At 69.0% G+C, this 24,519-nt stretch carries 13 protein-coding genes; 9 read left to right on the forward strand and 4 right to left on the reverse strand.

Annotation, left to right across the window (positions count from 1 at the left end; translation table 11 throughout):
• Positions 1 to 71 precede the first annotated feature (71 nt).
• The gene (locus tag VPH40_RS01130; protein WP_328572373.1) at positions 72 to 1,229 is read left to right on the forward strand and encodes an agmatine deiminase family protein; all 1,158 of its coding nucleotides are present in this window, start codon (positions 72 to 74) and stop codon (positions 1,227 to 1,229) included.
• Positions 1,230 to 1,251: 22 nt separating this feature from the next.
• Positions 1,252 to 2,343, forward strand: coding sequence for an agmatine deiminase family protein (locus VPH40_RS01135; protein ID WP_328572374.1), 1,092 nt, complete (start codon positions 1,252 to 1,254; stop codon positions 2,341 to 2,343).
• 19 nt (positions 2,344 to 2,362) lie between these two features.
• On the opposite strand, the gene VPH40_RS01140 is transcribed toward VPH40_RS01135, so the two are convergent.
• The gene (locus VPH40_RS01140) at positions 2,363 to 3,424 is read right to left on the reverse strand and encodes an NAD(P)H-dependent flavin oxidoreductase (RefSeq protein ID WP_328572375.1); all 1,062 of its coding nucleotides are present in this window, start codon (positions 3,422 to 3,424) and stop codon (positions 2,363 to 2,365) included.
• An 87-nt stretch (positions 3,425 to 3,511) separates the two neighbouring features.
• Between VPH40_RS01140 and VPH40_RS01145 the strand changes: the two genes are divergently transcribed.
• Both VPH40_RS01145 and VPH40_RS01150 read left to right on the forward strand, forming a co-directional pair.
• Positions 3,512 to 4,384 carry a LysR substrate-binding domain-containing protein gene (locus VPH40_RS01145; protein ID WP_328572376.1) on the forward strand — a complete coding sequence of 291 codons (873 nt, stop codon included), beginning with the start codon at positions 3,512 to 3,514 and terminating at the stop codon, positions 4,382 to 4,384.
• Positions 4,381 to 5,511 carry a YbfB/YjiJ family MFS transporter gene (locus tag VPH40_RS01150; protein WP_328572377.1) on the forward strand — a complete coding sequence of 377 codons (1,131 nt, stop codon included), beginning with the start codon at positions 4,381 to 4,383 and terminating at the stop codon, positions 5,509 to 5,511. Before VPH40_RS01145 ends, VPH40_RS01150 begins: the two co-directional genes overlap by 4 nt.
• A 3-nt stretch (positions 5,512 to 5,514) precedes the next feature.
• Here VPH40_RS01150 and VPH40_RS01155 read toward each other — a convergent pair whose 3' ends face one another.
• Genes VPH40_RS01155 through VPH40_RS01165 form a run of 3 tightly spaced genes read right to left on the reverse strand, consistent with a single transcriptional unit; the run spans position 5,515 to position 8,383 of the window.
• Complete coding sequence (locus VPH40_RS01155; protein WP_328572378.1) at positions 5,515 to 6,564, reverse strand: serine hydrolase domain-containing protein; 1,050 nt, start codon at positions 6,562 to 6,564, stop codon at positions 5,515 to 5,517.
• Positions 6,555 to 7,370: an alpha/beta fold hydrolase gene (locus VPH40_RS01160; RefSeq protein WP_328572379.1), complete on the reverse strand. Its 816-nt coding sequence runs from the start codon at positions 7,368 to 7,370 to the stop codon at positions 6,555 to 6,557. Before VPH40_RS01160 ends, VPH40_RS01155 begins: the two co-directional genes overlap by 10 nt.
• Entirely contained in the window at positions 7,367 to 8,383 is a 1,017-nt protein-coding gene (locus VPH40_RS01165; protein WP_328572380.1) for a M14 family zinc carboxypeptidase, read from the reverse strand. Before VPH40_RS01165 ends, VPH40_RS01160 begins: the two co-directional genes overlap by 4 nt.
• A gap of 209 nt (positions 8,384 to 8,592) precedes the next feature.
• Here VPH40_RS01165 and VPH40_RS01170 point away from each other — a divergent pair, with 209 nt between their 5' ends.
• The 5 genes from VPH40_RS01170 to VPH40_RS01190 all read left to right on the forward strand — a co-directional run bounded on the left by VPH40_RS01170 (position 8,593) and on the right by VPH40_RS01190 (position 24,450).
• Positions 8,593 to 9,336, forward strand: coding sequence for a hypothetical protein (locus VPH40_RS01170; protein ID WP_143451322.1), 744 nt, complete (start codon positions 8,593 to 8,595; stop codon positions 9,334 to 9,336).
• Positions 9,333 to 9,908: an RNA polymerase sigma factor gene (locus tag VPH40_RS01175; RefSeq protein WP_289915395.1), complete on the forward strand. Its 576-nt coding sequence runs from the start codon at positions 9,333 to 9,335 to the stop codon at positions 9,906 to 9,908. Before VPH40_RS01170 ends, VPH40_RS01175 begins: the two co-directional genes overlap by 4 nt.
• Positions 9,909 to 9,916: 8 nt before the next feature.
• Positions 9,917 to 10,894, forward strand: a complete 978-nt coding sequence (locus tag VPH40_RS01180; protein ID WP_328572381.1) for a FecR family protein — start codon at positions 9,917 to 9,919, stop codon at positions 10,892 to 10,894.
• A 165-nt stretch (positions 10,895 to 11,059) separates the two neighbouring features.
• On the forward strand, positions 11,060 to 23,704 hold the full coding sequence (locus tag VPH40_RS01185; RefSeq protein WP_328572382.1) for a filamentous haemagglutinin family protein: 12,645 nt from the start codon (positions 11,060 to 11,062) through the stop codon (positions 23,702 to 23,704).
• Positions 23,701 to 24,450, forward strand: a complete 750-nt coding sequence (locus VPH40_RS01190) for a sigma-70 family RNA polymerase sigma factor (protein WP_328572383.1) — start codon at positions 23,701 to 23,703, stop codon at positions 24,448 to 24,450. The genes VPH40_RS01185 and VPH40_RS01190 overlap by 4 nt, the downstream gene beginning before the upstream one ends.
• Positions 24,451 to 24,519: the final 69 nt, after the last annotated feature.

The raw sequence follows: 24,519 nt of genomic DNA on the forward strand, positions 1-24,519 counted from the left end.
ATCGCTCCACAATGCCGTCCATGCCAGCGCATCGACTGCGCGGCACTCTGACTAACTCATCAAGGATGGATATGAACACACGTCGATATTTCTTGCGCCATTGCATGCTGGGCGGCAGCGCGCTGGCCATGGGCGGCATGCTGGCCGGCTGCGGCGGCGGCACGCCGGAAACGGGCCCCGTCGCGCCATTGCCTCCGATCAATAGCGGCGGTGGCGTGCAACAGGCCGACGGCTGGCGCATGCCCGACGAGGCCGAAGCCCACAAGGCGACGTGGATGGCGTATGGCGCCTCGAACGCCGTCTGGACGCGCGCGCAAGTGCCGCAAGTGCAACTGGCGCTGGTGCGCATCGCCAACGCGATCGCCGCCTATGAACCCGTCAACATGCTGGTACGCCAGGAAGAGCTGGCCAGTGCGCGGCAGTTGCTGGACGCCCGCGTGAACCTGATTCCCGCCGAGATGGATGATGTCTGGATGCGCGACACGGGGCCCGTCTTCGTGCGCAAGCCGAATGGCGAGCGGGCCGGCGTGAAGTTCAACTTCAATGGCTGGGGCAACAAGCAGCAGTCCGGCAAGGATGGCCAGGTGGCCGACGTGGTCGCCGCCCAAGCCCGGGTACCGCTGCTGGCCACGCGCCTGGTGCTGGAAGGGGGCTCGCTGGAAGTCGATGGCAAGGGTACTGCCATCATCACGGAAAGCTGCGTGCTCAACAGCAACCGCAATCCGGGCTGGAGCAAGGCCGACTGCGAAGCGGAACTGCAGCGCCTGCTGGGCATCCGCAAGGTGATCTGGCTGCCAGGCATCAAGAACCAGGACATCACGGATGCCCACACGGACTTTTACGCCCGCTTCGTGCGCCCCGGCGTGGTGGCGGCGCACCGCGAGATGGACACGGCATCGTACGATTACGCGCTGACCCGGCGCCACCTGGAGATCCTGCGCGGCGCCACGGATGCCGACAACCAGCCGCTGCAGATCGTCGTCATCGACGGTCCCGAGAAAATTCGTCCCGGAAACAACCCGAACACCTTCGCCGCCGGCTACATCAATTACTATGCCACCAGCAGCGCCATTTTCCTGCCAGAATTCGGCGATGCGCAAGCGGACGCCAGCGCCAGGGCGCAGTATGCGCAGCTGTATCCGGGACGCGCCGTGATCCAGATCAATATCGACCCCATCGCGGCCGGTGGCGGCGGCATCCATTGCACCACGCAACAGGAACCGGCGTAAGCGCGCCGCACAGGAGAACAGCATGCAACGACGACATTTTCTGAACGGTGCCATGGGCCTGGCGGCCAGCGCCGCGGCCGGTTTGCCGGCCATATCCGCCCTGGCGGCCGGCGCCGGCTGGCGCATGCCCGACGAAGGCGAGCGCCACGCCGCCACGTGGATGGCTTTCGGCGCGAATGACGACGTGTGGGGCAAGCGCCTGAAGGCGGGCGCGCAGGCGGACCTGGCGCGCATCGCGCAGGCGATTGCCAGCGTCGAACCCGTGCACATGCTCGTCAACGAGGAAGACTACGACGTGGCGGCTCGCCTGTGCGGCAACAAGGTCAAGCTGCTGGTGCAGCCCATCGACGACCTGTGGATGCGCGACACGGGCCCCGTCTTCGTGAAAAAGGCGGGCGGGGCGCTGGCCGGCGTGAATTTCAATTTCAATGGCTGGGGCGAAAAACAGGACTACGATGACGATGCGCGGGTGGCCCCTTTTGTGGCCGGACGCGCCGGCGTGGCCGTGCTGGAAAGCAGCCTGGTGCTGGAAGGGGGCGGCATCGAAGTCGATGGCCAGGGCACGGCCATCATCACGGAAAGCTGTGTGCTGAACGCCAACCGCAATCCCGGCGTCGGCAAGGCAGCATGCGAACGTGAATTGCGCCGGCTGCTGGGCATCGAAAAAGTCATCTGGCTGCCCGGCATCGCGGGCCAGGATATCACCGATGGCCACACGGATTTCTATGCCCGCTTCTGCGCTCCCGGCGTCGTCGCGGCCGGTTTCGACAGCGACCCGGCGTCGCCCGAACGGGCCGTCACCCAGCGCCACCTCGACATCCTGCGCAAGGCCACGGATGCGCGCGGCCGTGCGCTGCAGGTGGTGGTCTTGCCGGGTCCTGGGTCAGTCCGCCCGCGCTATGAAAACAAGGATTTCGCCGCCGGCTACATCAATTTCTATGTCTGCAACGGCGCCGTGCTGTGCCCGGAATTTGGCGATGCGGCAGCCGACCGCAATACCAAGGCTATCCTGCGCGAGCAATTCCCCGGGCGCGACATCGTGCAGTTGAACATCGACGCCATCGCGGCTGGTGGCGGCGGCATCCACTGCACCACGCAGCAGCAGCCGGCGTAGGCGGGCGGCCCCGGAAAAGTCAGGCCGCCATTTCCCGCGCCAGGGTGGCCACCAATTCCTCCGCCCCCATTTCCCGCGCCAGCGGGGCGCCCTGGCCGGCCCACTGCGCGGCGAATTCGCTGTCGCCATGCTGGTTGGCCAGCGCGTTCAATTGCTTGGCGGCATCGTAGGCGACGGGATAGTCGGCCGGCGGCGGGCTGCCCGGCGCTTCGCCATGTTCGATGAAGCGGTTCACCATGCCGCGCGCCAGGCGGCCCGACAGCACGCTGGTCAGCCGGGTGCTGGCCGCCCGTTCGCTTCTCAGGTTGGCCCGGTAGCCCGCATTGGCCGACGATTCCGGGCACAGCACGAATGCCGTGCCCAGCTGCGCGGCCACGGCGCCCAGGTCCAGCGCGGCGCGGATGCCTTGTCCATCCATGATGCCGCCGGCGGCGATGAGGGGCAGGGCGGTGCGGCCCGCCAGCAGGCGCAGCAGCACGGTGGTGCTGTGGCGCTCGTCCGGCGCTTGCGGGTCGAAGACGCCGCGATGCCCGCCCGCTTCCACGCCTTGCGCCACGATGGCGTCGACGCCCGCCTGTTCGATCAGTGCTGCTTCGCGCACATTGGTGGCCGTGGCCATCGTGTAGATGCTGGCCTGGCGCAGGGCGGCGATCTGCTGCTGCGTCGGCAAGCCGAAATGGAAGCTGACGACGGCGGGACGCTGTTCCAGCAACAGGGCAAACGCCGCCTCGTCGCCGATGAACGTTTTATAGATCTCGTCGAGCGCCTCTGGCGCGGCCGCGCCCAGCTCCGCAAACAGGGGCGCCAGATGGGCCAGCCAAGCCGCTTCGCGCCGCGCATCCCTGACGGCCGGGGCATGGCAGAACACATTGATATTGAAGGGCTTGTCCGTCAGCGCGCGCGTGTCGGCGATCATCTGGCGCGCCTGCGCCACGGTGCCGGCGCCGATGCCCAGCGAACCGAGGCCGCCCGCGTTCGAGACGGCGGCGGCCAGGCGCGGCGTGGAAACGCCCGCCATCGGCGCCTGGATGATGGGCAATTGCAAGCCGAGACGGTCGAGGAAGCGCTGGATTGACGTCATGATGATTCCTTCATGAAGTTGAGGATGCTGTATTTAATTCGTATTTTAAGAATATAATAGCACAATCATTTTCAAAAAGAGAATACGATGGATTCGGAATCATTGCGGATTTTTTGCTCGGTCGCCAATGAACTGAGCGTCACCCAGGCCGCCGCGCGGCTGGGCCGCGCGCCGTCCAGCGTCACCACGCGCATCCAGCAGCTGGAAGCCGATATCGGCGCGGAACTGTTCGTGCGCACCAATAAACGCATGGCCCTGACGGCGGCGGGCGAGCGCTTTCTCGAGTATGCGCAGCGCCTGCTGGCGCTGGCGGACGAAGCGCGGCATGTCGTCACGGGCGGGCGCGAGGGGGGCACCTTGCGCGTCGGCAGCATGGAAAGCACGGCGGCCAGCCGCTTGCCGGCCTTGCTGGCCGCGTATCACGCGCGCTATCCGGCGACGCGCCTGGCGCTGAGCACGGGGCCATCGCGGCCCCTGATCGAGCAAGTGCGCACGGGCTTGCTCGACTGCGCTTTCGTGGCCTTGCCGCCAGCATTCGGCGGCGCCGCCGCCCTGGCGGAGCTGGGCCTGGCATCGAAGGCCGTGTGGCGCGAGGAACTGTGCCTGCTGCTGCCGGCCAGCGAAGCGCAGGCGCGCCGCGCCATGGACGTGCGCACGCGCTCGCTGGCGGCGTTTCCGCAGGGCTGCACCTACCGCGGCATCGCAGAAGAGGTGCTGGGCGTGGCCGGCAGTACGCAGTGGCGGGTGCAGGAAATGAGTTCGTATCACTGCATGATTGCCTGCGTGGCGGCCGGCGCCTGCGTGACCTTGCTGCCCGCCAGCGTGCTGGCGCTGTCCGGCGCGCCGGACACCCTGGCGACTATTTCCGCAGGGCAAATTGACACCGTGCTGGTGTGGCGCGCGGGATTCGACGTACCCGCGTTCCAGCACTTGCTGGCGCAGTTCGGCGAGGCGGCGTGAGCGGGCCGGCCAGGCTGCGCGCGGCCATCGCTGCGGCCGTCATCCTCGCCATCGGCATGGGCTTCGGCCGCTTCGCCTTCACGGCCATCTACCCGCATATGCTCGAGGAAGGCGTCTTGACCTTGCGCGACGGCAGCCTCGCCGCCTCGGCCAACTATGCCGGTTACTTGCTGGGCGCCATCCTGGCCATGCGCGCGCGGGCGAATGGCGCGCACCGGCTGTGCTTGTGGTCGGTGGCCGGCACGGCCCTGTGCCTGGGCGTGCTGGCCTGGCCGATGCCCGTCTGGCTCATCGTGGCGGTGCGCGGCGTGGCGGGCGTCTTCAGCGCCCTGGCCATGGTGGCGGCGTCGCTGTGGCTGCTGGTGCAGCGCGGGCAGGCGCGCGGCGCGCCGCTGCTGTATGCGGGCGTGGGCGCCGGCATTGCCATCTCGGCCGAATTGCTGGTGCTGGCATCGCACCTGGGCTGGCGCAGCGCCGGTATGTGGCTGCTGCTGGCCGGGGGCACCGTGCTGGCGGGGCTGGCGGCCGCGCCCGCGCTTGCCGTGAGCGGCCAGGCGACCGCGGATGCGCCGTCGGCACCGGCCGCGCCGGCGCTGGCGCCCGTGTCGCCCTGGCCGCTGGTGCTGATCTATGGACTGGCGGGACTCGGCTACATCGTCACGGCCACCTATCTGCCTGTGCTGGTGGGTGTGGCCTTGCCCAATCTCAATTCCGCCCACGTGTGGGCCGTGTTCGGCCTGGGCGCGGCGCCTTCGTGTTTCCTGTGGCACCGGCTGCACGAGCGCCTGGGCACGCGCCAGGCACTGCGGCTGAACTTGCTGCTGCAGGCGCTGGGCGTGGCCTTGCCCGTGCTGGCGCCCTCGGCCGCCGGCTATCTGCTCAGCGCCATCCTCGTCGGTGGCACGTTTGTCGGCACGGTGACCATCGCCATGCCGGCCGCGCAGCGGGCAGCCGTCAAGGCGGGCGCCAGCATGATGGCCATCATGACGGTGGTGTATGGCATCGGACAGATTATCGGCCCCGTGCTGGCAGGCAGCCTGTATGCGCAGTCGCACAGTTTCAACGGCGCATTATTGGCGGCGGCCGGCGCGCTGCTGCTGGCCATCGCGGTGAGCTTGCGGTTGTAAACCTCAGAGGCCGAATGCGCAGCGCATGAAGTCGCCCCGCAGCGCGTTGACCCGGGCGGAATCGCGCGTGTAATACAGCTTGTTCGTCAGCAGCACGGCATAGCGGCCGCGCCGGGGGCTGAGCCACATGGCCGTGCCGGTGAACCCCTGGTGGCACCAGACGTCGTCTGCCGGCCCGGTGCCTGCCGCCGGGTGCCAGAACAGGCCGCGCGAGGGATTTAACGAACCCGTCTGCACCGTCAGCGAAGCGTGCACCCAGCCGGCGTCAAACACCTGGCCTGCGCCATGCAGGCCCGGCGCCAGCATTGCCCGCAGGAAGCGCTGCAAGTCGGGCACGTTGGAAAACAGACCGGAGATGCCGCACACGCCGCCCAGCAGGCGGGCCGAGAAATCATGCACCACGCCGGCAAGGTGGGCGCCCGCCTGTTCGCAATACTCGGTCGGCGCCACTAACTGGCCGTGGCGTGGCGCGAGCGGGCCGTAGCCCGTGGCGGCCATGCCCAGCGGCTGCAGCACATGCTCTGCAAGCGCCTGTTCCAGTGGCAGGCCCAGCAGGCGCTCGATGACAAAGCCGAGGATCAGGGCGGCGCGGTCCGTGTATTCGACAGCCTGGCCCGGCGTGCCTTCCAGCGGTTCGCGCAGCACGCCGCGCACGATATCGTCGTACACCTCGCCATAGCTGGCGCGCAGGCGGGCGCGCAGCGGCAAGCCGGCCGTATGCGTGAGCAGCTGGAAAATCGTGATGGGCGCCAGCGCGTAGCCCGCCGTGCCGGGCAAGACGTCGGCCAGCCGGTCGTCCAGGCGCAGGCGTTGCTGGCCAATCAGCCTGCCGATCAGCGACCAGACGCTGACGATCTTGGTCAGCGAAGCGATATCGAACAGGGTGTCGACCTGCATGGCGGCACTGGCGGGCTCCGGCGTGAGCCGCCCGGCCGCGCCCGCCACGTCGTGGTCGACGGTGCCGATGGCCCAGGCCGCGCCTGGGAAAATCCGTTCCTGCACGCCGGCCTCTGCCAGCGCCGTCAGTTGCTCCGTGCGATAGGTTATCGGCATGATGATTGTGCCGTGTTGGTCTGCTCATCGCCTGCCGCTGCCACCCCCAGCCAGCGCGCCACCGATTGCGCCAGCCATTCCCCCTCGTCGAGCGGCAAGTCGTGCCCGGCGTCGCCGTGGATCAGGCAATCGGCTTGCCAGGCGCGGGCCAGGCGCTGCGAACAGCGGTGGTCGACCAGCCGGTCTTGCGCGCCGGCCATCACCAGCACGGGCATGGTCGGGCGGACGAGGGGCGCGCGGTAGCGGGCGGCCGACAGCAGCTGGCGTAGCGCGTTGCGGCGGCTGACCGGGTATTCCTGCTGGTAAGTCAACCAGTCGGCCACCAGCGCGGGAGTGCCGCCGGCATGCCGGCGGCTCGTCAGGCGCAAGATCAATGCTTCCTGGCTGGCGGCATCGCCCAGCAGCAGCTGGCGCAGCAGGGCGCCGTAGTTTTGCCAGCGCAGGCGTTGATGGAAGGGATTGAACGGCCGCATGCTGGTGTTGATGAGCACGCAGCGGGCGATTTCCTGCGGATAGCGGCTGGCCCATTCGACGGCCACCATGCCGCCCAGGGACAGGGCCAGCAAGTGGTAGGGCGCCGGGATGCCCCGCGCCTGCAACTCCCGGCGGCAGTCTTCCACCATGTCGGCCACGCGGGTGGCGCTGTCCTGCGCATGGCGCGTGCCGTTGCCGGGCAGGTCGGGCGTGACGATGCTGGCGCCGGGCAGGGCGCGCGCGAAGGTGGCGGGGAAGCTGCCCCAGTGGCGCTGTTCGCGCATCAGGCCGCGCAACAGGACCCAGTTATCGTGCGTGTTGATCTGCATCATGATTCATACCATTGCGCCAGGGCGCGCCGGCGCTGTGCCTTGCGCAGCAAGCCTTCCGGCATCCAGCGGCCGTGGCTGCTGGCAGCGCGCATGAGGAAATCGAACCACACCAGGTGCCGCCGCAGCACGCGCTGCAGGCGGTGCGCGGCCGTGGGGTTGAAGATGCTGACCCGGTTGAACAGCTGGCGCGGGTTTTTCTTGACCCACAGCCAGGAACCCATTTCCAGGGTCAGCGGCAGGAACACGCGCCCGGTATAGCTGGTGCCGTTCAGGTACAGATAATCCCACAGGTCGCCATGCGTGCGGTATTGCCGGCTTTGCGGCTCGAACACATAGTTGTGGTTGGGGTAGCTCTGGCTGAACAGCTCTTCCAGCGCGCCGATTTCGGCCAGGTGTTCGATGGGCACCTTGGTATGCGCGTGGGGAAACCAGATGCGGTCGCGCAAGCCGAAGCCGGAATGGCAATCGAGGGCGATGCTGAACTGGCGCGACAGCAGTTCGCGCTCGACGAGGTCGCACACGGCGGCGCTTTCCAGCTCCATCGGCCCCCCGGCCGCGCCACGGTACCAGGGCAGGCGGGCGCTGTAGCGCTGTCCGCCCAGCATGAACGGCACTTTTTCGCGCGCGCTCAGGGGTGCGTTGCGCATCAGGTCCACGCCGCGCGGATTGCAGCGCGTGGCTTGCCACATGCCGCCTGGATTGACCAGCGGCATGAACACGAGGCGCATGGTTTCCAGCTGCTGGTGCAGGGTGGCGTCCCAGCGCAGGCGCGCGACCAGGCTTTCCAGGAAAGACAGGATGACTTGCGTGCCGATGCGCTCGAGGCCATGGATGCCGCCGAAAAAGCCCAGCACGGGCACGTCGGGGCTCGGATTGCCCAGCGCGATGGAGTACACGGGAAACTCGCGCCCATCCATGGCGATGCTGCAGGGCGCGGCCACTTCCAGGTGGCTGCCGCCCTCGTCGATGAGGCGCTTCAGCAAGACCAGCTCGGGCAGATTCTTTTCGATCATCAGGCGTCTGAAAGGGAAAGTGACAGCCAGTGTAGCCGAAATAGGTGGCGCGCCGGACGTCCCGCATGGCGAAATTTATGCACGCCGGCGATGTCACGAAGCCGTCATTTTTTCTGTGTAGGCTATTGCAGTTGATGCAAGAGTTGTTACTTGGCAATGCCTTGTTTCCACGCAATTCCCCCCTCACACGATAGCGACTCGATAGCGATATGACAGGCAGCCCGGCATCCGTCCATGTGCTTGCGCTGGCAGGATACCTGGTTTTGCTGGGTTTCCTGGCCGCGGTGGGGCCCGTGCGGGCGCAGCCGGCCGACGGCCCCGTGCTGCAGTTCGATATCGCCGCGCAAAACCTGGGCGACGCGCTGGACCTGTACAGCCGCCGCACGGGCATCGCCGTGCTGATGGACCAGCGCTACGCGCAGCGCCAGTCGGGGGCCGTGCGCGGCGCCCATGCGGCCGGCGCGGCCCTGCAAGCCTTGCTGGAAGGCACGGGCCTGCAATCGCGCCTGTCCGACGCGCAAGCCGTCATCGTGTACGCCCCGGCCGGCGCTGCCGCTGCTGCCGCGGCGGAGCTGCCGCAGGCCGCCGTCGTGGCCGCCGCCGACATCCCGGGCGCCGTGCAGGGCGGCGGCGACCATGCGGCCTATGTGAGCCGCCTGCAGCACGTGCTGCTGGGCTTGCTGTGCCGCGCGGCGCAGACGCGTCCCGGCGGCTACCGGCTGGCGCTGCAACTGTATCTGAACCGCGCCGGCGTGGTGGACCGCGTGCACCTGCTCGACAGCACGGGCTTGCGCGCGCGCGACACGGCCATCGCGCGCCTGGTGCTGGGCATGCGCGTGGGCGCGGCGCCGCAGCCCTCGATGCCGCAACCCGTTTCCATCCTGCTGCTGCCGCAGGGGCCGGGCAGCGAAGTCGATTGCGCCCCCGGAACAATGGGAAGGCTCGCGCCATGAGCATGCCCGACCTGCGCACCAAGCTGAAACGCCACCTCAGTTCGCGCTACGCCGTGCTGCGCTGGCGCCTGGAGCGCGTGGTCGGCTGCAAGCACCATGCGGCCGATGCGCTGCAGGAAACGTGGCTGCGCCTCGAAGCGATGGTGGCGCCCGGTCCCGCCGCCGCGCCCGTCCACAACCCCGACGCCTACCTGCTGCGCATGGCGGCCAATATCGCCACCGATGCCTACCGCCGCGACCGTATCATCGTCACCGAGCGCGAGCGCGAAGAACTGATGCACATGGCCGACGAGGCCGGCGACGACATCAGCGACCCGGCGCGCATCGTCTCGGCGCGGCTCGACGTGCAGGCGCTCGACGCGGCGCTGGCGGGTCTGTCGCCGCGCCGCCGCGCCATCCTGACGGCCGCCAGGGTCGATGGCTTGCTCAATGCGGACATTGCCGAGCGCTTCGGCATTTCCGTGGCGATGGTGAAGAAAGAATTGCAGGCCGCTATGCAACACTGTAAAACGTGCATGGCCGACGCCGATGCCGCCCAGCGCAGCGATGTGTCGGGCCGCCGTAAATATTGATGAATCTCATGACTGCTCCTGACCGCGATCCACGCGCCCCTTCCAATACCGCCGACAGCGACGCTGACATCGGCCGGCAAGCCGCTGCCTGGTGGGCGCGGCTGCGCGGCGACGATTTCACGCAGGCGGACGCCGACGCCTTGCGCGCCTGGTGTGCGCGCAGCTCCGCGCATGCGCGCGCCTGGCGCGAACTCCAGCAAGTGTGGCAGGCGCTCGATCCCGCCTTGAGCCGCGCCGCCGCGCCGCAGCGGGCGAACGTGCTGGCGTTCCCGGCGCGCCCCGGGCGCCGGGCTTTCCTGGGCGGCGCGCTGGCGGCCGGCGTGGCCGTGCTGGCCTTGCGCCCGCCCCTGGGCGCCTGGCCGTCGCTGCAGGAATGGAGCGCCGATTACCGCACGGGCACGGGCGAGCAGCGGCAGGTGGCCGTGTCGCAGCAGATGACGGTGCAGATGAATACGCAGACGCGCATCGATGTGCGGGCGCCGGAAGCCATCGAACTGCTGGGCGGCGAAGCGGAAATCCTCGCCAGCGGCGCGCGCAAGCCCGTCACGGTGGTGGCAGGCGCGGGGCGCTTGCTGGCGCAGTCGGCCCGCTTCAATGTGCGCCACACGGACGACGCCGTCTGCGTCACCTGCCTGGCGGGCGCCGTGGACGTGGTCTGGCAGCAGCGGCGCCAGACCCTCGATGCGGGGCAGCAACTGGTCTACGATGACCGGGGCGTGCAGGCGGCCACGGCCGCGCCAGCGGAGGAGGCCAGCGCGTGGCGCACGGGCGCGCTGTCGTTTGTCGGCAAGCCGCTGGCCGAGGTCGTCGATGAAATCAACCGCTACCGGCCGGGCCGGGTGGTGCTGCGCAATGCCGAGCTGGGCCGCCGCCTCGTGCGCATGCGTTTTTCCATCGGGCAAACCGATGGCGCGCTGGCGATGATACGCGACCTGTATGGCGCGCAAATGACCAGTTTGCCGGGCGGCATCGTGCTGCTCAGTTGATTTCCGCTGATTCCAGGTTTCCCTTTGGCAGGCTTATTTGAAAATATCTGAAAATATTTTTCAAAAAACATTATCCCTTCCGCCATTGAGCTACGTCATGGAGGCATGGACGCTTGCGCTACCGCCAGGCTCCGTTCCCTTCTCTCTAGCCAGGAAACCATTGCCATGACCAAGCTTCACACTGCCCAGCGCCCAGTCCCAACCAATGACACGGGCGCGCAGCGTTACTCCACGCTGGGCAGCCGCTTGCGGCTCACGCCGCTCGCCTACGCATTGACCACCATGCTGATGGCGGGCGCCTATGCCACGCCGGCCCGCGCGCAGCAGGCGTTCAGCGGTGGCTGGTTCGCGGCCAAGGGCGCGGCGCAAACTACGGCGGCCACGGCTGGCCGCCTGCCGAATGGCCAGCCGCTGCCGCTGGGCAGCCGGCCCGAGGGCCAGCAACAGCAGGCAAATGCGCAATTGCAGCGTTCGCTCAACAACCTGAACCTGGCCGCGCGCGCCATTGCCGCGCAGCAAGCGGCCCAGGCGCAGGCGCGCCAGGCGGCGAGCGGCGTGTCTGGGGCACCCGATGGTCTCGTGCAAGGCGGCTTGCAGGTCGACACCAACAGCCTGACGGCCGGCTGGCTCAATGCCCAGGCGCCCGTGCAGACGGTGGCGGCGGGCAAGACGGCCGTGGTGGTGCAGCAGACGGCGGACAAGGCCATCCTGAACTGGGAAACGTTCAACGTGGGCAAGGATACGACCTTGACGTTCCAGCAGCAGAAGGATTGGGCCGTGCTGAACCGGGTTAACGATCCGCAAGCGCGTCCCAGCCAGATCCAGGGCCAGATCAAGGCCGACGGCACGCTGCTGCTGGTCAACCGCAACGGCATCGTCTTCAACGGCACGAGCCAGGTCGATACGCGCAGCCTGGTGGCGGCCGCGGCCCGTATCAGCGACGCGCAATTCCAGAAAAACGGCATCTACAGCCCCGGCACGGCCGGCGCCACGACGTTCACGGATGCGGCCGGCAAGGTGCAGGTGCAGGCCGGCGCGCGCCTGGCCAGCAATGCGCCCAAGGGCAGCACGGAAGGCGGCGGTTACGTGATGCTGCTGGGTAAAGAGGTGCACAATGCGGGCGAGATCGGCACGCCCAAGGGCCAGGCCCTGCTGGCCGCCGGCGACAGCTTTACCATTAAAAAAGGCGTGGGCACGGATGGCAATCCGCTGTCGACCACGCGCGGCAGCGAAGTCACGCCGCAGTTCGCGGCCGGCAGCACGGCGGGCAAGGTCGTCAACACGGGCCTGATCCAGGCGCGCGAAGGCGACGTCACCCTGGCCGGGCGCACGGTGCAGCAGGATGGCGTGCTGCTCGCCACCACCACCACGGCCACGCGCGGCACCATCCACCTGAACGCGCTGGGCAGCGACGCGGCCGTCACCGTGGGCCGCGGCGCCACCACGGCCATCCTCGTCGAAGACGACGGCAAGACGACGGCGCTCGACAGCCAGCGCGACGCCATGCGCGGCCCGGCCGTGACGTCCACGGAAAACATCCTCGCCGTGAACGACCGCCGCGACCAGTCGCGCATCGAGATCGGCAGCGCCGGCACGGTGGAATTGCTCGGCGATTCGCTGACCCTGGCCACGGGCGGCCAGATCGCCGTCAACGCGGCCAGCCGCAGCCTGCTGCGCGACGGCGCCCAGCTCGACGTTTCCGGCGCCGTGGGTGTGAAGGTGGCGATGGAAGCGAACAATGTCGAGATCAACGTGCAGGGCAACGAGCAGCGCGATGCGCCCGTCAACCGCGACGGCAAGGCTTTGATCAATAACAATATCTGGGTGGACCGCCGCAAGCTGGTGTTCGTGCCAAAAGGCACGAACGGCTACGACAGCGACCGCTGGTATACGGCGGGCGGCTTGCTGGAAGTGGCCGGTTACCTGGGCACGCAGGGCCACTCCGTCAGCGAATGGATGGCGCAGGGCGGTACGGTCAGCTTCGGCGGCAAGGATGTCGTCACGCAGCTTGGCTCCAGCATCAACCTGTCGGGCGGCACCCTGGACGTGCAGACGGGTGCGCTGCGCCAGACCTGGCTGAAAGGCGCGGACGGCAAGCTGTATGAGGCAGGCAGTGCGCCCGCCGACTTGCCGTATGCGGGCGTGTACAAGGGTTACGAGGAAGAACATGTGCGCTGGGGCAAGGATGCCAGCGCGTTCTACTCCAATCCTTTGATCGCCGCACAGAAGCGCCTGGAAAACGGCTACACGGTGGGCCGCGACGCGGGCAAGCTGGTGGTGGCCACGGGGTCGGCCGTGCTGGAAGGGGGCATCGCGGGCGACGTTTTCCAGGGCGAGCGCCAGGCGCAGGCGCCGCAAGCGCTGCTCGACGGCTACCAGCAGTCGCAGCTGGCGGCCGCACAGCGGGGGCAGCTGATCGTGGGCCAGTACGTGCCGATGTTCGACAAGCGCACGGGCGTGCTGCAGCATGCGCTGTCCGCCGTCATGGACGAGGTGCGCCTGACGCGCGTGCAGGACGGCATCGCCGCCGGCCTCGACGTGACAGGCGTGCTGTCCACTGAGCGCGAGGGCAGGCTGCTGCTCGACACCACCTTGCTGAACAATCAGCAATTGGGCGCCCTGCGCATCGCCGCCAAGGGCGCGATCACCGTCGACAGCGCGCTGCAGGTGGCCGATGGCGGCACTATCACCCTGTTCGGCAAGGACGTGGCCATCAATGCCAGCCTGCGCAGCCGCGGCGGCAGCATCGCGGCCGGCAACGTGCTGAACCAGATCGGTTCGCTGGGCATGCTCGATACCTTCGTCAATCCTGGCGTGCCTCCGGGCACGCTGGTGCTGGCCGACGGCGTCAGCCTCGATGCCAGCGGCCTGCTCAGTAACGTGCTGCGCGACCCGCTGGCCGCGGCCGGCCTGCCTTATATGAACGGCGGCAGCGTATCGTTGCGAACGTATGGTGACGTGCGCATCGGCAATGGCAGCCTGGTCGACGTCAGTTCCGGCGCGGCCATCCTGGCGCAGGCGAAACAGCAGGGCGGCAAGGGCGGCAACGTGACCCTGGCCAGCTACGGACCGAAGGCCGACCTGGTGCTGGGCAAGGGCGCGCAAGTGCGCGGCCACGGTGTGGCGGGCGGCGGCAAGCTGGAATTGCAGGCCAACAAGATTATGATCGGCCACATTGAAAAACCCGAGGCGGGCGCCCTGCAGCTGGACGGCGGCTTCTTCGACAAGGGTTTTTCCAGCTACAGCCTGGTTGGCAAGCAAGGCGTCACGGTAGCGGACGGCACGCAGGTGGACGTGCGCATGCCAGTATTGCGCGTGGTGGACAATGAGAAACTGGCCCTGTGGATGCCGGAACAGGTCACGGAAAATCCGCTGAAGGGCACCTTGACGCAGCGCAAGGGCGCCAGCCTTGCCGTGCAGGTGGGCGATATCCAGTCCGGCGCGGCCGACATGGCCATCGCCGAATTGCTGGTGGGCAAGAATGCCGTGGTGAGCGTCGATGCGGGCCAGTCCATCAAGCTATCCAGCGTGGGCCAGTTGACGGTGGAAGGGCGCCTGAACGCGTGGGGCGGCAAGATCAGCCTGGGCGGCGTGGGCGTTGACCGGACGGTTTCCGAAGCGGTGGAAGCGGCCGGCCATGGCCGTTCCATCTGGATCGGCGAGCATGCCGTGCTGGACGTGGCCGCGCGCGCCGTCAGCGCCACGGACGCGCAGGGCCGGCGCTATGGCAAGGTAGTCGATGGCGGCAGCATCGTCGTCGGCGGCGAGATCGACCATGCACAGGGCAGCACTTCGGCGGCCAGCCTGTTCGTCGTCGTGCGCGACGGCGCCGTGCTCGACGCGTCCGGCGCGCACGCCGTGCTCGACGTCAATGGCGACGCCATCGACGTGGCCAGCGCGGGCGGCAGCATCGCGCTGGCGTCGAACAATGGCTTGTACCTCGATGGCCAGCTGCGGGCCAGGGCCGGCGGCGCGGGCGCGGCGGGCGGCACCCTGTCCTTGGCCACGGGCACGCCCGAGTACCTGAAAGTGCTGGCCACGCCCAAGGTGCTACAGGGCCGCCAGCTGGCCATGACGCAGCGCCAGGGCGCCAGCGACCTGGCCGCGCACGCGAGCGCGCAGGACGCCGCGGCAACGCTGCAGTATGGCCACGGCCGTTTTTCCGTGGAGCAGGTGGAGGCGGGCGGTTTCGCCAACCTGGCGCTGCTGGGCGCCGCCTCCTTCGACGGCGACGTGGCGCTGCGGCTGCAGCAAAGCTTCCAGCTGTACGGCGCGCCCGTGCTCACGCCCGGCAGCCAGCCCGGCGCGCGCATCAGCATCGCGGCGCCGTATGTGCGCCTGGCCAGCATCAAGCCGGCTGGCCGCGATTTCTATACGACGCCAGGCAGCGCGGGGGCGTCGCCGGTTGCCAGCCAGATCAGTATTGCGGGCGACCTGATCGACGTGCGCGGCATGGTGAACATGCTGGCTGACGACGTGCGCCTGAGCAGCCGCGGCGACCTGCGCTTCCTGCTGTCGCCCTTGGGCTGGGACGGCAACCAGCCGTCGACGGTATTGTCCTCGCCCGGCGACATGACCCTCAATGTGGCCCAGCTGTATCCGGCCACGGGCGCCGGCGCCGCCGTGCGCGTGGGCTATGGTTCCGTTGGCGGCAAGTTCGGCTACGATCCGGCGCACAGCCTGACCATCGGCCGCAGCACGGCGGACGTGCCGGCCATGCCGTCTTCCGCCTTCGGCTCGCTGGAGCTGGCGGCCGCGCATATCGAGCAGGGCGGCGTCGTGCGCGCGCCGCTGGGCCGCCTGGAGATCGGCGTGGCCCGCTATGACAATGACAAGAGCCTGACGGTCAATCTGCTGGCCAATAGCATCACCTCCGTCAGCGGCGCCGGCATGGTCATGCCGTATGGCGGCACCGTCGACGGGCAGAACTGGAACGTGGATGGCAAGGCGGCCACCTTCATCGGCGTGGGCGGCGTCAATTCGCAAGGCAGCTTGCACATCGGCGTGGAAATGGCGGGCGTGGCCGTGGATGTGCAGCCGGGCGCGCTGCTCGACCTGTCCGGCGGCGGCGAACTGACGGGCGCCGGCTTCATCGCCGGCCGCGGCGGTTCCACCGATGCGCGCTACCATCCGCTGGCGCAGGTGGGAGCGAACGGCGGCTTTGTGCTGCCGGGCCTGGCCACCAACCCCGTGTACGCCATCGTGCCGGGCGTGCAGGCGCCGCAAGCGCCTTCGGGCGGCGAAAAGGCGGCGTCCGACCCGGCCGTGGGCCGGCAGGTGACGATAGGCAGCGGCGTGCCGGGCCTGGCGGCCGGCACCTACACGCTGATGCCGTCCACCTATGCCTTGCTGCCGGGCGCTTTCCGCGTGGAACTGAACGGCCTGGCGGGCCAGGGCGGCGCCGGCAGCGTGGCGCAGCCGCTGCGCAACGGTTCCTGGGCCGCGCCCGGCACCCTGTCGATCGCGGGCACGGACATCCGCGCGCCGCTGGCCAGCCAGCTGATACTCACGCCGGCCAAGGTCTTGCGCACGTATTCGCAGTACAACGAAACGGGCTATGCCGCCTTCGCGCTGGCCGACGCGCAAACGCGGGGCATTCCCCGCGCGCTGCTGCCGTCCGATGCGAAAACGCTCAAGCTGACCATGGCGCCCGGCGGCGGGGCGGACACGCTCCAGTTCCGCGGCACGGGCAAGTTCGCCGCCGCCGAGGGGGGCTACGGCGGCACCGTGGTGCTGATGTCGAGCATTCCTTCCGCTGGCGACATCGAGATCCTTGGCGACGGCGCGCCGGGCACCAGCGGCGCCGGGCAGGTCAGCGTGCGCGCTTCAAGCCTGAACAATATCGGCGCGGCGCGCATCGTGGTGGGCAGCTCGCCGATCACGGAATTTGGCCAGGGCGGCAATTATGTGAATTTTGGCAATAATTTTGCGCGCGCCATCTACCTGCGCGCGGGCGCCGTGCTGTCCGCGCCTGAAGTATTCCTGATCGCCCAGGACCCCAGCAATACCGAGCTGGGCATCGGCGTGATCGATATCGCCGCCGGCGCCGGCATCAGCACCTTGGGCAAGGGCAAGGCCGCCTACGACGCCAACGACGGCTTCATCTACAAGAGCAAGGCGGACATCCACATGCTGGCAGCGTCGAACGGCTTGCTCAACGTGGCGCCCGTGGGCGGCACCGCGCGCGGCGGCATCCGCATCGGCATGTGCGCGCTGGCGTGCACGGACACGGCCAGCCTGTACTCGGAAGGTACCCTGCTGCTGTCGACCAGCGGCAGCTTCCAGCTGCACGACACGGCCCGCTACGGCACGCGCAACCTGAGCCTGGCCGTGGGCGCCATCAATATCGGCTCGAACGAGGCGCTGGCGGCAGCCCAGGCCAGCGGCACGCGTCCCTCCGGCCTGACCCTGAACCAGGGCGTGCTGGACCGCCTGCTGCGCGGCGATACCAGCACGGGCGCGCCCGCCCTGCAGGCGCTGATGCTGAGCGCGGCCGACAGCGTCAATTTCTATGGCGACGTGGTGCTCGACACCTACGACAAGGCGAGCGGCAAATCGAACCTGGAACGCCTGGTGCTGACCACGCCGGCCATGTATGGCCAGGGCGGGGCCGGCACGGCGGCCACCATCCGCACGGCCAACCTGATCTGGGGCGGCGCCGTGTCGGCGGCCGGCAACGTGATCGCGCACGGCGCCGGCACGGGCAGCGGCACCCTGAACCTGGAAGCGGAACGCATCGATTTCGGCTTCGGCCCGTTCACCCAGCCGGCCGGTGTCGCCTCGTTCGACCGCCTGGCGCTCGGTTTTGGCACGGTCAACCTGAAAGCGTCGGGACAAGTCACGGCCAACCACAAGGGCAGCCTGTCCGTCTACCAGGCGCAGGGCGCATATGAGACGGGCAAGGGCTTCCAGTACAGCGGCGGCAACCTGCACATCAGCACGCCGCTGCTGACGGGCGACGCCGGTTCCGCGCACAGCTACACGGCGGGCGGCGCGCTGACGGTGGCGGCGCCGGCCGGCGTGGCTCCCGCCGCGCCCGTCAAGAACAACGATGGGTTCGGTGCTCAGCTGAGCTTGAACGGCGACAGCGTCAGCGTGGCGACGGCCGTGGTGCTGCCAAGCGGCAAGCTCACCGTCAACGCGCAGCACGACATCACCGTGGCCGACGCGGCGCGCATCGACATGGCGGGCCGCAAGAGCACCTTCTTTGACGTGGATAAATACAGCTGGGGCGGCGACGTCATCCTGGACAGCCGCGCCGGCGACATCCGCCAGGGGGCGGGCAGCGTGATCGACCTGTCGGCCGAGCATAACCGCGCCGGCAGCCTGAAGGCCGTGGCCCTCGACGGCGGGGCCGGCATGGTGGACTTGCAGGGCAAGATCCTGGGCGGCGCCAGCGGCAGCTACGACGCGGGCGGTACCATGGTGCCGTACAAGCAGGGCAGCGTGGACGTGCGCGCGCAGACCCTGGGCGCCGGCGGCACCCTGGACAGCCAGTTCGCCTCGCTGAACAAGCGCCTGACGGACGGCGGCGTGACGGGCGGGCGCAGCTTCCAGCTGAAACGGGGTGACTTGACGATAGGCAATGAGGTCAAGGCGGGCGAAGTGCAGGTGGCCGTCGACAATGGCCGCCTCACCGTCGCTGGCGTGATCGATGCCAGCGGCGAGCGCGTGGGCAGCATCCGCCTGGCCGGCAAGCATGGATTGACGTTGGCCGGCAACGCCGTGCTCGACGCGCATGGCACCGTCCTGCGCGTCGACAGCTATGGCAAGATCATCGACAGCCCGAACCGCGCCATGGTGGAAATCAATGCGGGCGAAGGCGCATTGAACCTGGCCGGCGGCGCGCAGATCGACGTGCGCCACGGCACGGCCGCCGTGGCGGGCAAGGGCAAGGGCGAATACGACGGCGCCGCGCGCGGCACGGTGGAATTGAGCGCGCCGCGCCTGGGCAGCGGCGGCGCGCGCACGGATGCGGACGCCGCCACCTTTGGCGACATCGCCATCGCCGCCGGCGGCGGCTTGACCATCCGCGGCGCGAAATCCATCGCCGTCAACGCCATGCAGCGCTACGACGACGCGGCCTACGCCATGGCGCCGGGCGCCAATGGACAGCCCGTGCCCGACCTGTCGGCCAGCGGCCGCCCCTACCAGGTGATCAACCAGGTGTATCTTGACAGCAAGCACGGGGACAGCACGGCTTTCATCGATGCGGCGCTGGCGAATACGGCCTTGCGCAACGGCAAGCTGGCCGGCCTGGCCACGGCCGCGTATGCCGATGCGCTGCACTTGCGTCCCGGCGTCGATATCGTCAGCAAGACGGCGGACGGTGACCTGGTGGTGCAGGGCGACCTGGATTTGTCGGGCATGCGCTACGCCAGCCTCAATCCCCGCTTCCAGCGCACGACCGTGCGCGGTTCGGGCGAGGTGGGCAGCCTGCTGCTGCGCGCCGGCGGCGATTTGAGCATCTACGGCAGCATCAATGACGGCTTCGCGCCGCCGCCTGCCACCCAGGACGACAGCGGCTGGAAACTGTTGCCGGGGCGCGACTTCAACGGCAGCGACGTCATCGTGCCGGGCAAGGGCGTGACCCTGGCCGACGGCACCATCTTCCCGGGCGGCGTCACGCTCAATTACGACGTGCCCGTCAAGGCCTTCAATGTCCGCGCCAACACGCGCCTGCCCGTGGACGTGGTCCTGAACCAGGTGCTCACCTTGCCGGCCGGCACGGTGCTGGCGGCCGCCGTGCGCGACAGCACCGGCAAGGTTCTCCACGCTGCGGGCACCTTGCTGGCCACGGCGCAAACCTTGCCATCCGGCACGCGCCTCGACGCGGGCAGCGTGATTGGGCAGCTGATCAAGGTGCGCGCCATGACCTGGCCGAAAGGCGTCGCCTTGCCCGGCTTGCTGGGCGAGCTCAATGTGGTCACCCTCAGCGGCAAGGTGGTGTTGCCCGTCGGCGCGCTGATCCCGAATGGCACGAACGTCAAGCTGCTGCCGGGCGTGGACGCCATCGAACTGCGCCCGGAAGTGGCGGGCCGCCAAGGCCGGTTGTGGGCCATCGCGCCCATGCTGGCCGACGGCTCGCAGGCGTGGGGCATGCGCCTGGTAGCCGGCGCCGACCTGGACGGGGCCGACACGCGCGCCGTGCAGGCGCATCCCGCGCACGGCACCCTGCGCCTGGCCGACAGCCATTACGGCATGTATGGCGTGTTGATACCGCCGAAGGGCGTGCAGTACTGGACCAAGGAAGCGCAGGAGCTGGGCGAGCGCGAAGGCATTCCCGGCATCGTGGCGGGCGAGCCCATCACCGAGGAATTCACCAGCCAGTTCGGCCAGACTGTCGAGGTATTTTGCGCCAACGACCCGAGCCTGTGCGTGCTGAAGGTGGCATACGTATGGACCAGGGCGGGCGCGGAAGAGTTCGCTGATCCCAGCGTGAAGGCGGGCGACGTGGTCGACCTCGACGGCCTGGGCTGGCCCACCATGTGCGAGGAGAATCCCACCTGGTGCGGCGCGTCGCAGCCCACGTTCGACTACAAGGCGTCCAGCCTGCGCTACAGCGTGCTGCGCACGGGCACGGGCGACCTGGACCTGGTCAGCGGCGGCAACTTGCGCATGGACAGCCTGTATGGCGTGTACACGGCCGGCACGTCGTCGGTGGCGACGGCAGCCGGCGACCCGTACAACCTGGCGCGCGCGCGCGGGCTGGACGGCACGGTGCTGTCCAACCCCGATGGCGCGCATGAGCGCCTCGTCGACGGCGGCAGCGACAGCCTCTACCGCGCCTGGTATCCGGACCAGGGCGGCAATCTGCTGCTGCAGGTGGCTGGCGATCTGAGCGGTTCGCTGGTGGGCGCGGCGGCGGCCAGCAACGGGCGTCCCGTCAACAAGGATGGCCTGGGCGGTTCGGTGGCGGTGGGCAACTGGCTGTGGCGCCAGGGCAGCGGTGGCGTGGCCACGGGCGGCCCGGCCCAGCCGACGGCGTGGTGGATCAATTTCGGCACCTATGCTGCCCGCAGCGGCCTGGCCGACACCGTGCTGGGCTTTACGGGCTTCGGCACCCTGGGCGGCGGCAATGTGCGCGCCGACGTGGCGGGCGACGCCGGCATGCTGGCGCGGCAGGTCGGCGCTATCTACGACAGCAACATCAATGTGCGCTCGCAAGGCTTGCTGCTGGCCGTAGGCAGCACGGGCCGCGTGCTGGCCGATGGCAGCCTGCAACTGACGGGCGGCGGCGACCTGGACCTGCGCGTGGGCGGCGCCCTCAATCCCGCCAGCAAGCCCGGCGACGGACACTTGAATGGCGCGCTGGCCGACCTGCGCGGCCATGCCGACGTGGCGGCGGGCCAGCTGGGCGCCGTTGCGCTGCAGTACGGCACCTGGGGGACCGACCACGTGCCGCTGGAAACGCGCGCCTTCGACGCCTTCCGCGCCACGCGCGCGACGCCACGGGGCGGCATGACCCTGGTACCGGGCGACGCCACCTTCAGCGTGGCAACCCTGGGCGACCAGGTGCTGCAGGAAGTGGCCGATCCCGGCCGCGTCCTGCAGCTCAATACCTCGTCCTATACCAGCGCGTCGGGCGAGCAGGGCGCCGGCTACAGCTGGTTCAGCCTGTGGACGCCGCGCACGGCGCTCGACCTGCTCTCCGCCGGCGGCAACATGACGCCGCTGACGGCGGGCATCGACACGGCCACCGACCTGGCCATCGTCTACCCGTCCATCGTGCGGGTCGCGGCGCCGCATGGCAGCCTGTACTATGGCAAGGCCATCACGGACTGGAGCTCCGCATCGCTGTATGCCGCGCCTTTGCTGCTGGCGCCGTCGCCCAACGCCCAGCTGCAATGGCTGGCCGGCGACTCCATCTATGCGGGCGGCTATGCCATCAGCCAGTCCGGCGCTGCCGCCGACAGCATGGCGACGCCGTTCAAGCCCGCCTTTGCGGCGTGGAACCTCAGGCCTGGCAGCCTGACGCCCTTGGCCGACAATGTCGCGAGCACGGGCGTGCCATCGTCGACAGTGAACTATCCCCTGTTCGCCTTCGGCCCCGATTCCGCCGCCGGCCCGGCCAACAGCGGCACGCAGGCGGCGCGCATCTATGCCGTCACGGGCGACCTGATGGGCGTGAACAGCGGCCGCATGGTCGCGTTTGACGATGCCCCGCGGGCGGGCGTCACCTGGTACGAGGGGGCGCAGCCGGTGTGGATGAAGGCGGGCCGCGATATCGTCAGCAGCGGCACGGCCCAGCTGGAAGCCGTGGGTGCCAGGGGCGACGGCGACATGATGTTCCGCAATTACAGCAACCTGTTCGTGCACAATAATGCATTTGACGTATCGGTGGTGTCGGCCGGGCGCGACATCCTGAACAGTTCCTTCAACGTGGCCGGTCCCGGCACGCTGGACATCAGCGCCGGGCGCAACATATTGATGCAGGACAAGGGCAGCGTCGTCAGCCTCGGTCCTGTGGTGGCGGGCGACAAGCGTCCGGGCGCCGGCATCGCCATGCAGGCGGGCGTGGGCGCGGCCGGTCTCGACTACCTGCGCTTCGTCAAGCCGTATCTCGACCCGGCGAACGTGGCGCAGAAGGGCGTGCCGCTGGCCGACCAGGCGGGCAAGGTAGTGAAAGCGTACGACAGCGAACTGGCGGCGTGGCTGGGTGAACGCTATGCCTTCAAGGGCACGGCCGCCGAGGTTCTGGCCTTTTACCTGGCCTTGCCCGAGCCGCAGCAGCGCGTGTTTGCCCGCAATGTGTATTTCGCGGAACTGAAGGCGGGCGGGCGCGAATACAACGACTGGGACAGCTCGCGCTATGGCAGTTTCCTGCGTAGCCGCAACGCCATCGCGGCCCTGGCGCCGGCCACGGACGCCAACGGCAAGGCGCTTGCCTATGCGGGCGACATCGTCATGTACCGTGGTCTGTACGCGGTGCGCAATGACGGCGAGCAGCGCTGGGATTACTACCCCCGCAGCGGCTACGTGCACACGAACTTCGGCGGCGACATCCAGCTGCTGACGCCGGGCGGCAAGCAGGTGTTCGGCATCGAAGGCGAGGCGCCGCCGGCAACCTCGGGCGTCATCACCAAGGGCGGCGGCAATATCGAGCTGTTCTCGCACGGCAGCATCCTGCTGGGCCAGAGCCGCATCATGACGACGTTTGGCGGCGATATCCTCGGCTGGTCGTCGCAGGGCGACATCAACGCGGGGCGCGGCTCGAAGTCGACCATCGTCTACACGCCGCCCAAGCGCGTGTATGACAACTGGGGCAACGTGACCTTGTCGTCGGACGTGCCGAGCACGGGCGCCGGCATCGCCACCCTGGCGCCGATCGCGGAAGTGCCGGCCGGCGACGTGGACTTGCTGGCCCCGCTGGGCACCATCGACGCGGGCGAGGCGGGCATCCGCGTCTCGGGCAACGTCAACCTGGCCGCGCTGAAAGTGATGAATGCGGCCAACATCCAGGTCAAGGGCGAAGCGAAGGGCATGCCGACGGCGGCGTCCGTCAACGTGGCGGCCATGACGAACGCCAGCGCGGCCGCTTCCCAGGCCACGGCGGCGGCGCAGGACGTGGTGCAGCGCGAACGCGCCGCCACCCGTTCCGCGCAGCCATCCGTGTTCACGGTGCGCGTGCTGGGCTTTGGCAGCGAAGCACCGCCGGACAGCGCGCAAGCGACGCCGCAGGAGGGCGCGCGCATCGAGGCGGCCGACTACAACCCGCGCAGCGCCGTGCGCGTGCTGGGACTGGGCACCTTGCCGGAATCGGCCACGCGCCAGCTGACGGCGCAAGAGCGCAGCAGGTTGTCGCCATGATGGCCGGCATGGCGAATGTGGCCGCTGTCTTGCCCCTGCGCGCGGCGGGGCATGCCGGCATGGCCTGGTGCCGGCCCGCCATCCGGCCCCGCCTGCAGGCGGCCAACGACGTGGCGCCCCTGCCGATGCAGGCGCCGGCGCAGGGCGCCCGGCTGCAGGCTGTGCTGGAAGGCAATTACGCGGGACTGCACCGGCGCCTGGCGCGCCACCTGGGCTGCGCCGAGCTGGCCAGCGACAGCCTGCACGACGCCTGGCTGCGGCTGGGCGCGCTGGCGGCCGGCGACGGCGCGGCGCTGGCGCACAGCCCCGTCGCCTATGTCTTCCGCGTGGCGTGCAATGCGGCCATGGACAGCCTGCGCCGCAACCGCGCCTGGCTGTATGCGGACGAGGGCGGTGACGATGGCGCCGCCGGCCTGGTCGATTTCCTCGCCGATACGGCGGCGGGTCCGGAACGCCTGGCCGAGCTGCAGGCGGACGTGCGGCGCCTGGCGCAGGCCGTCGACTTGCTGCCGCGGCGCCACCGGCAAGTGCTCGAAGCGCTGCGCGTGGATGAGCTGACCCGCCAGGAAGTGGCCGAGCGGCACGACATGTCGCTGCGCAACGTCGATACGGCCCTGCGCCAGGCGCTCGACCATTGCGCGCGCCACACGGGGTACGCGGCGCAGGGCGGCGTCGGCACGACCCGGCGCGGCCTGAGGCTGAACGTTCGTTTACCAGATTGCTGCCTCGGGCCTGCTATCCGCTGACCCCGGACAAGCTGCTGCGGGGGCTGCCTGTCATGACCTAGCCTCGGGCTGGCGTCCTGGCGCCGCCGC

Origin of the sequence: Janthinobacterium sp. P210005 (assembly GCF_036231865.1) — a bacterium.
Classification (GTDB): domain Bacteria; phylum Pseudomonadota; class Gammaproteobacteria; order Burkholderiales; family Burkholderiaceae_D; genus Janthinobacterium; species Janthinobacterium kumbetense.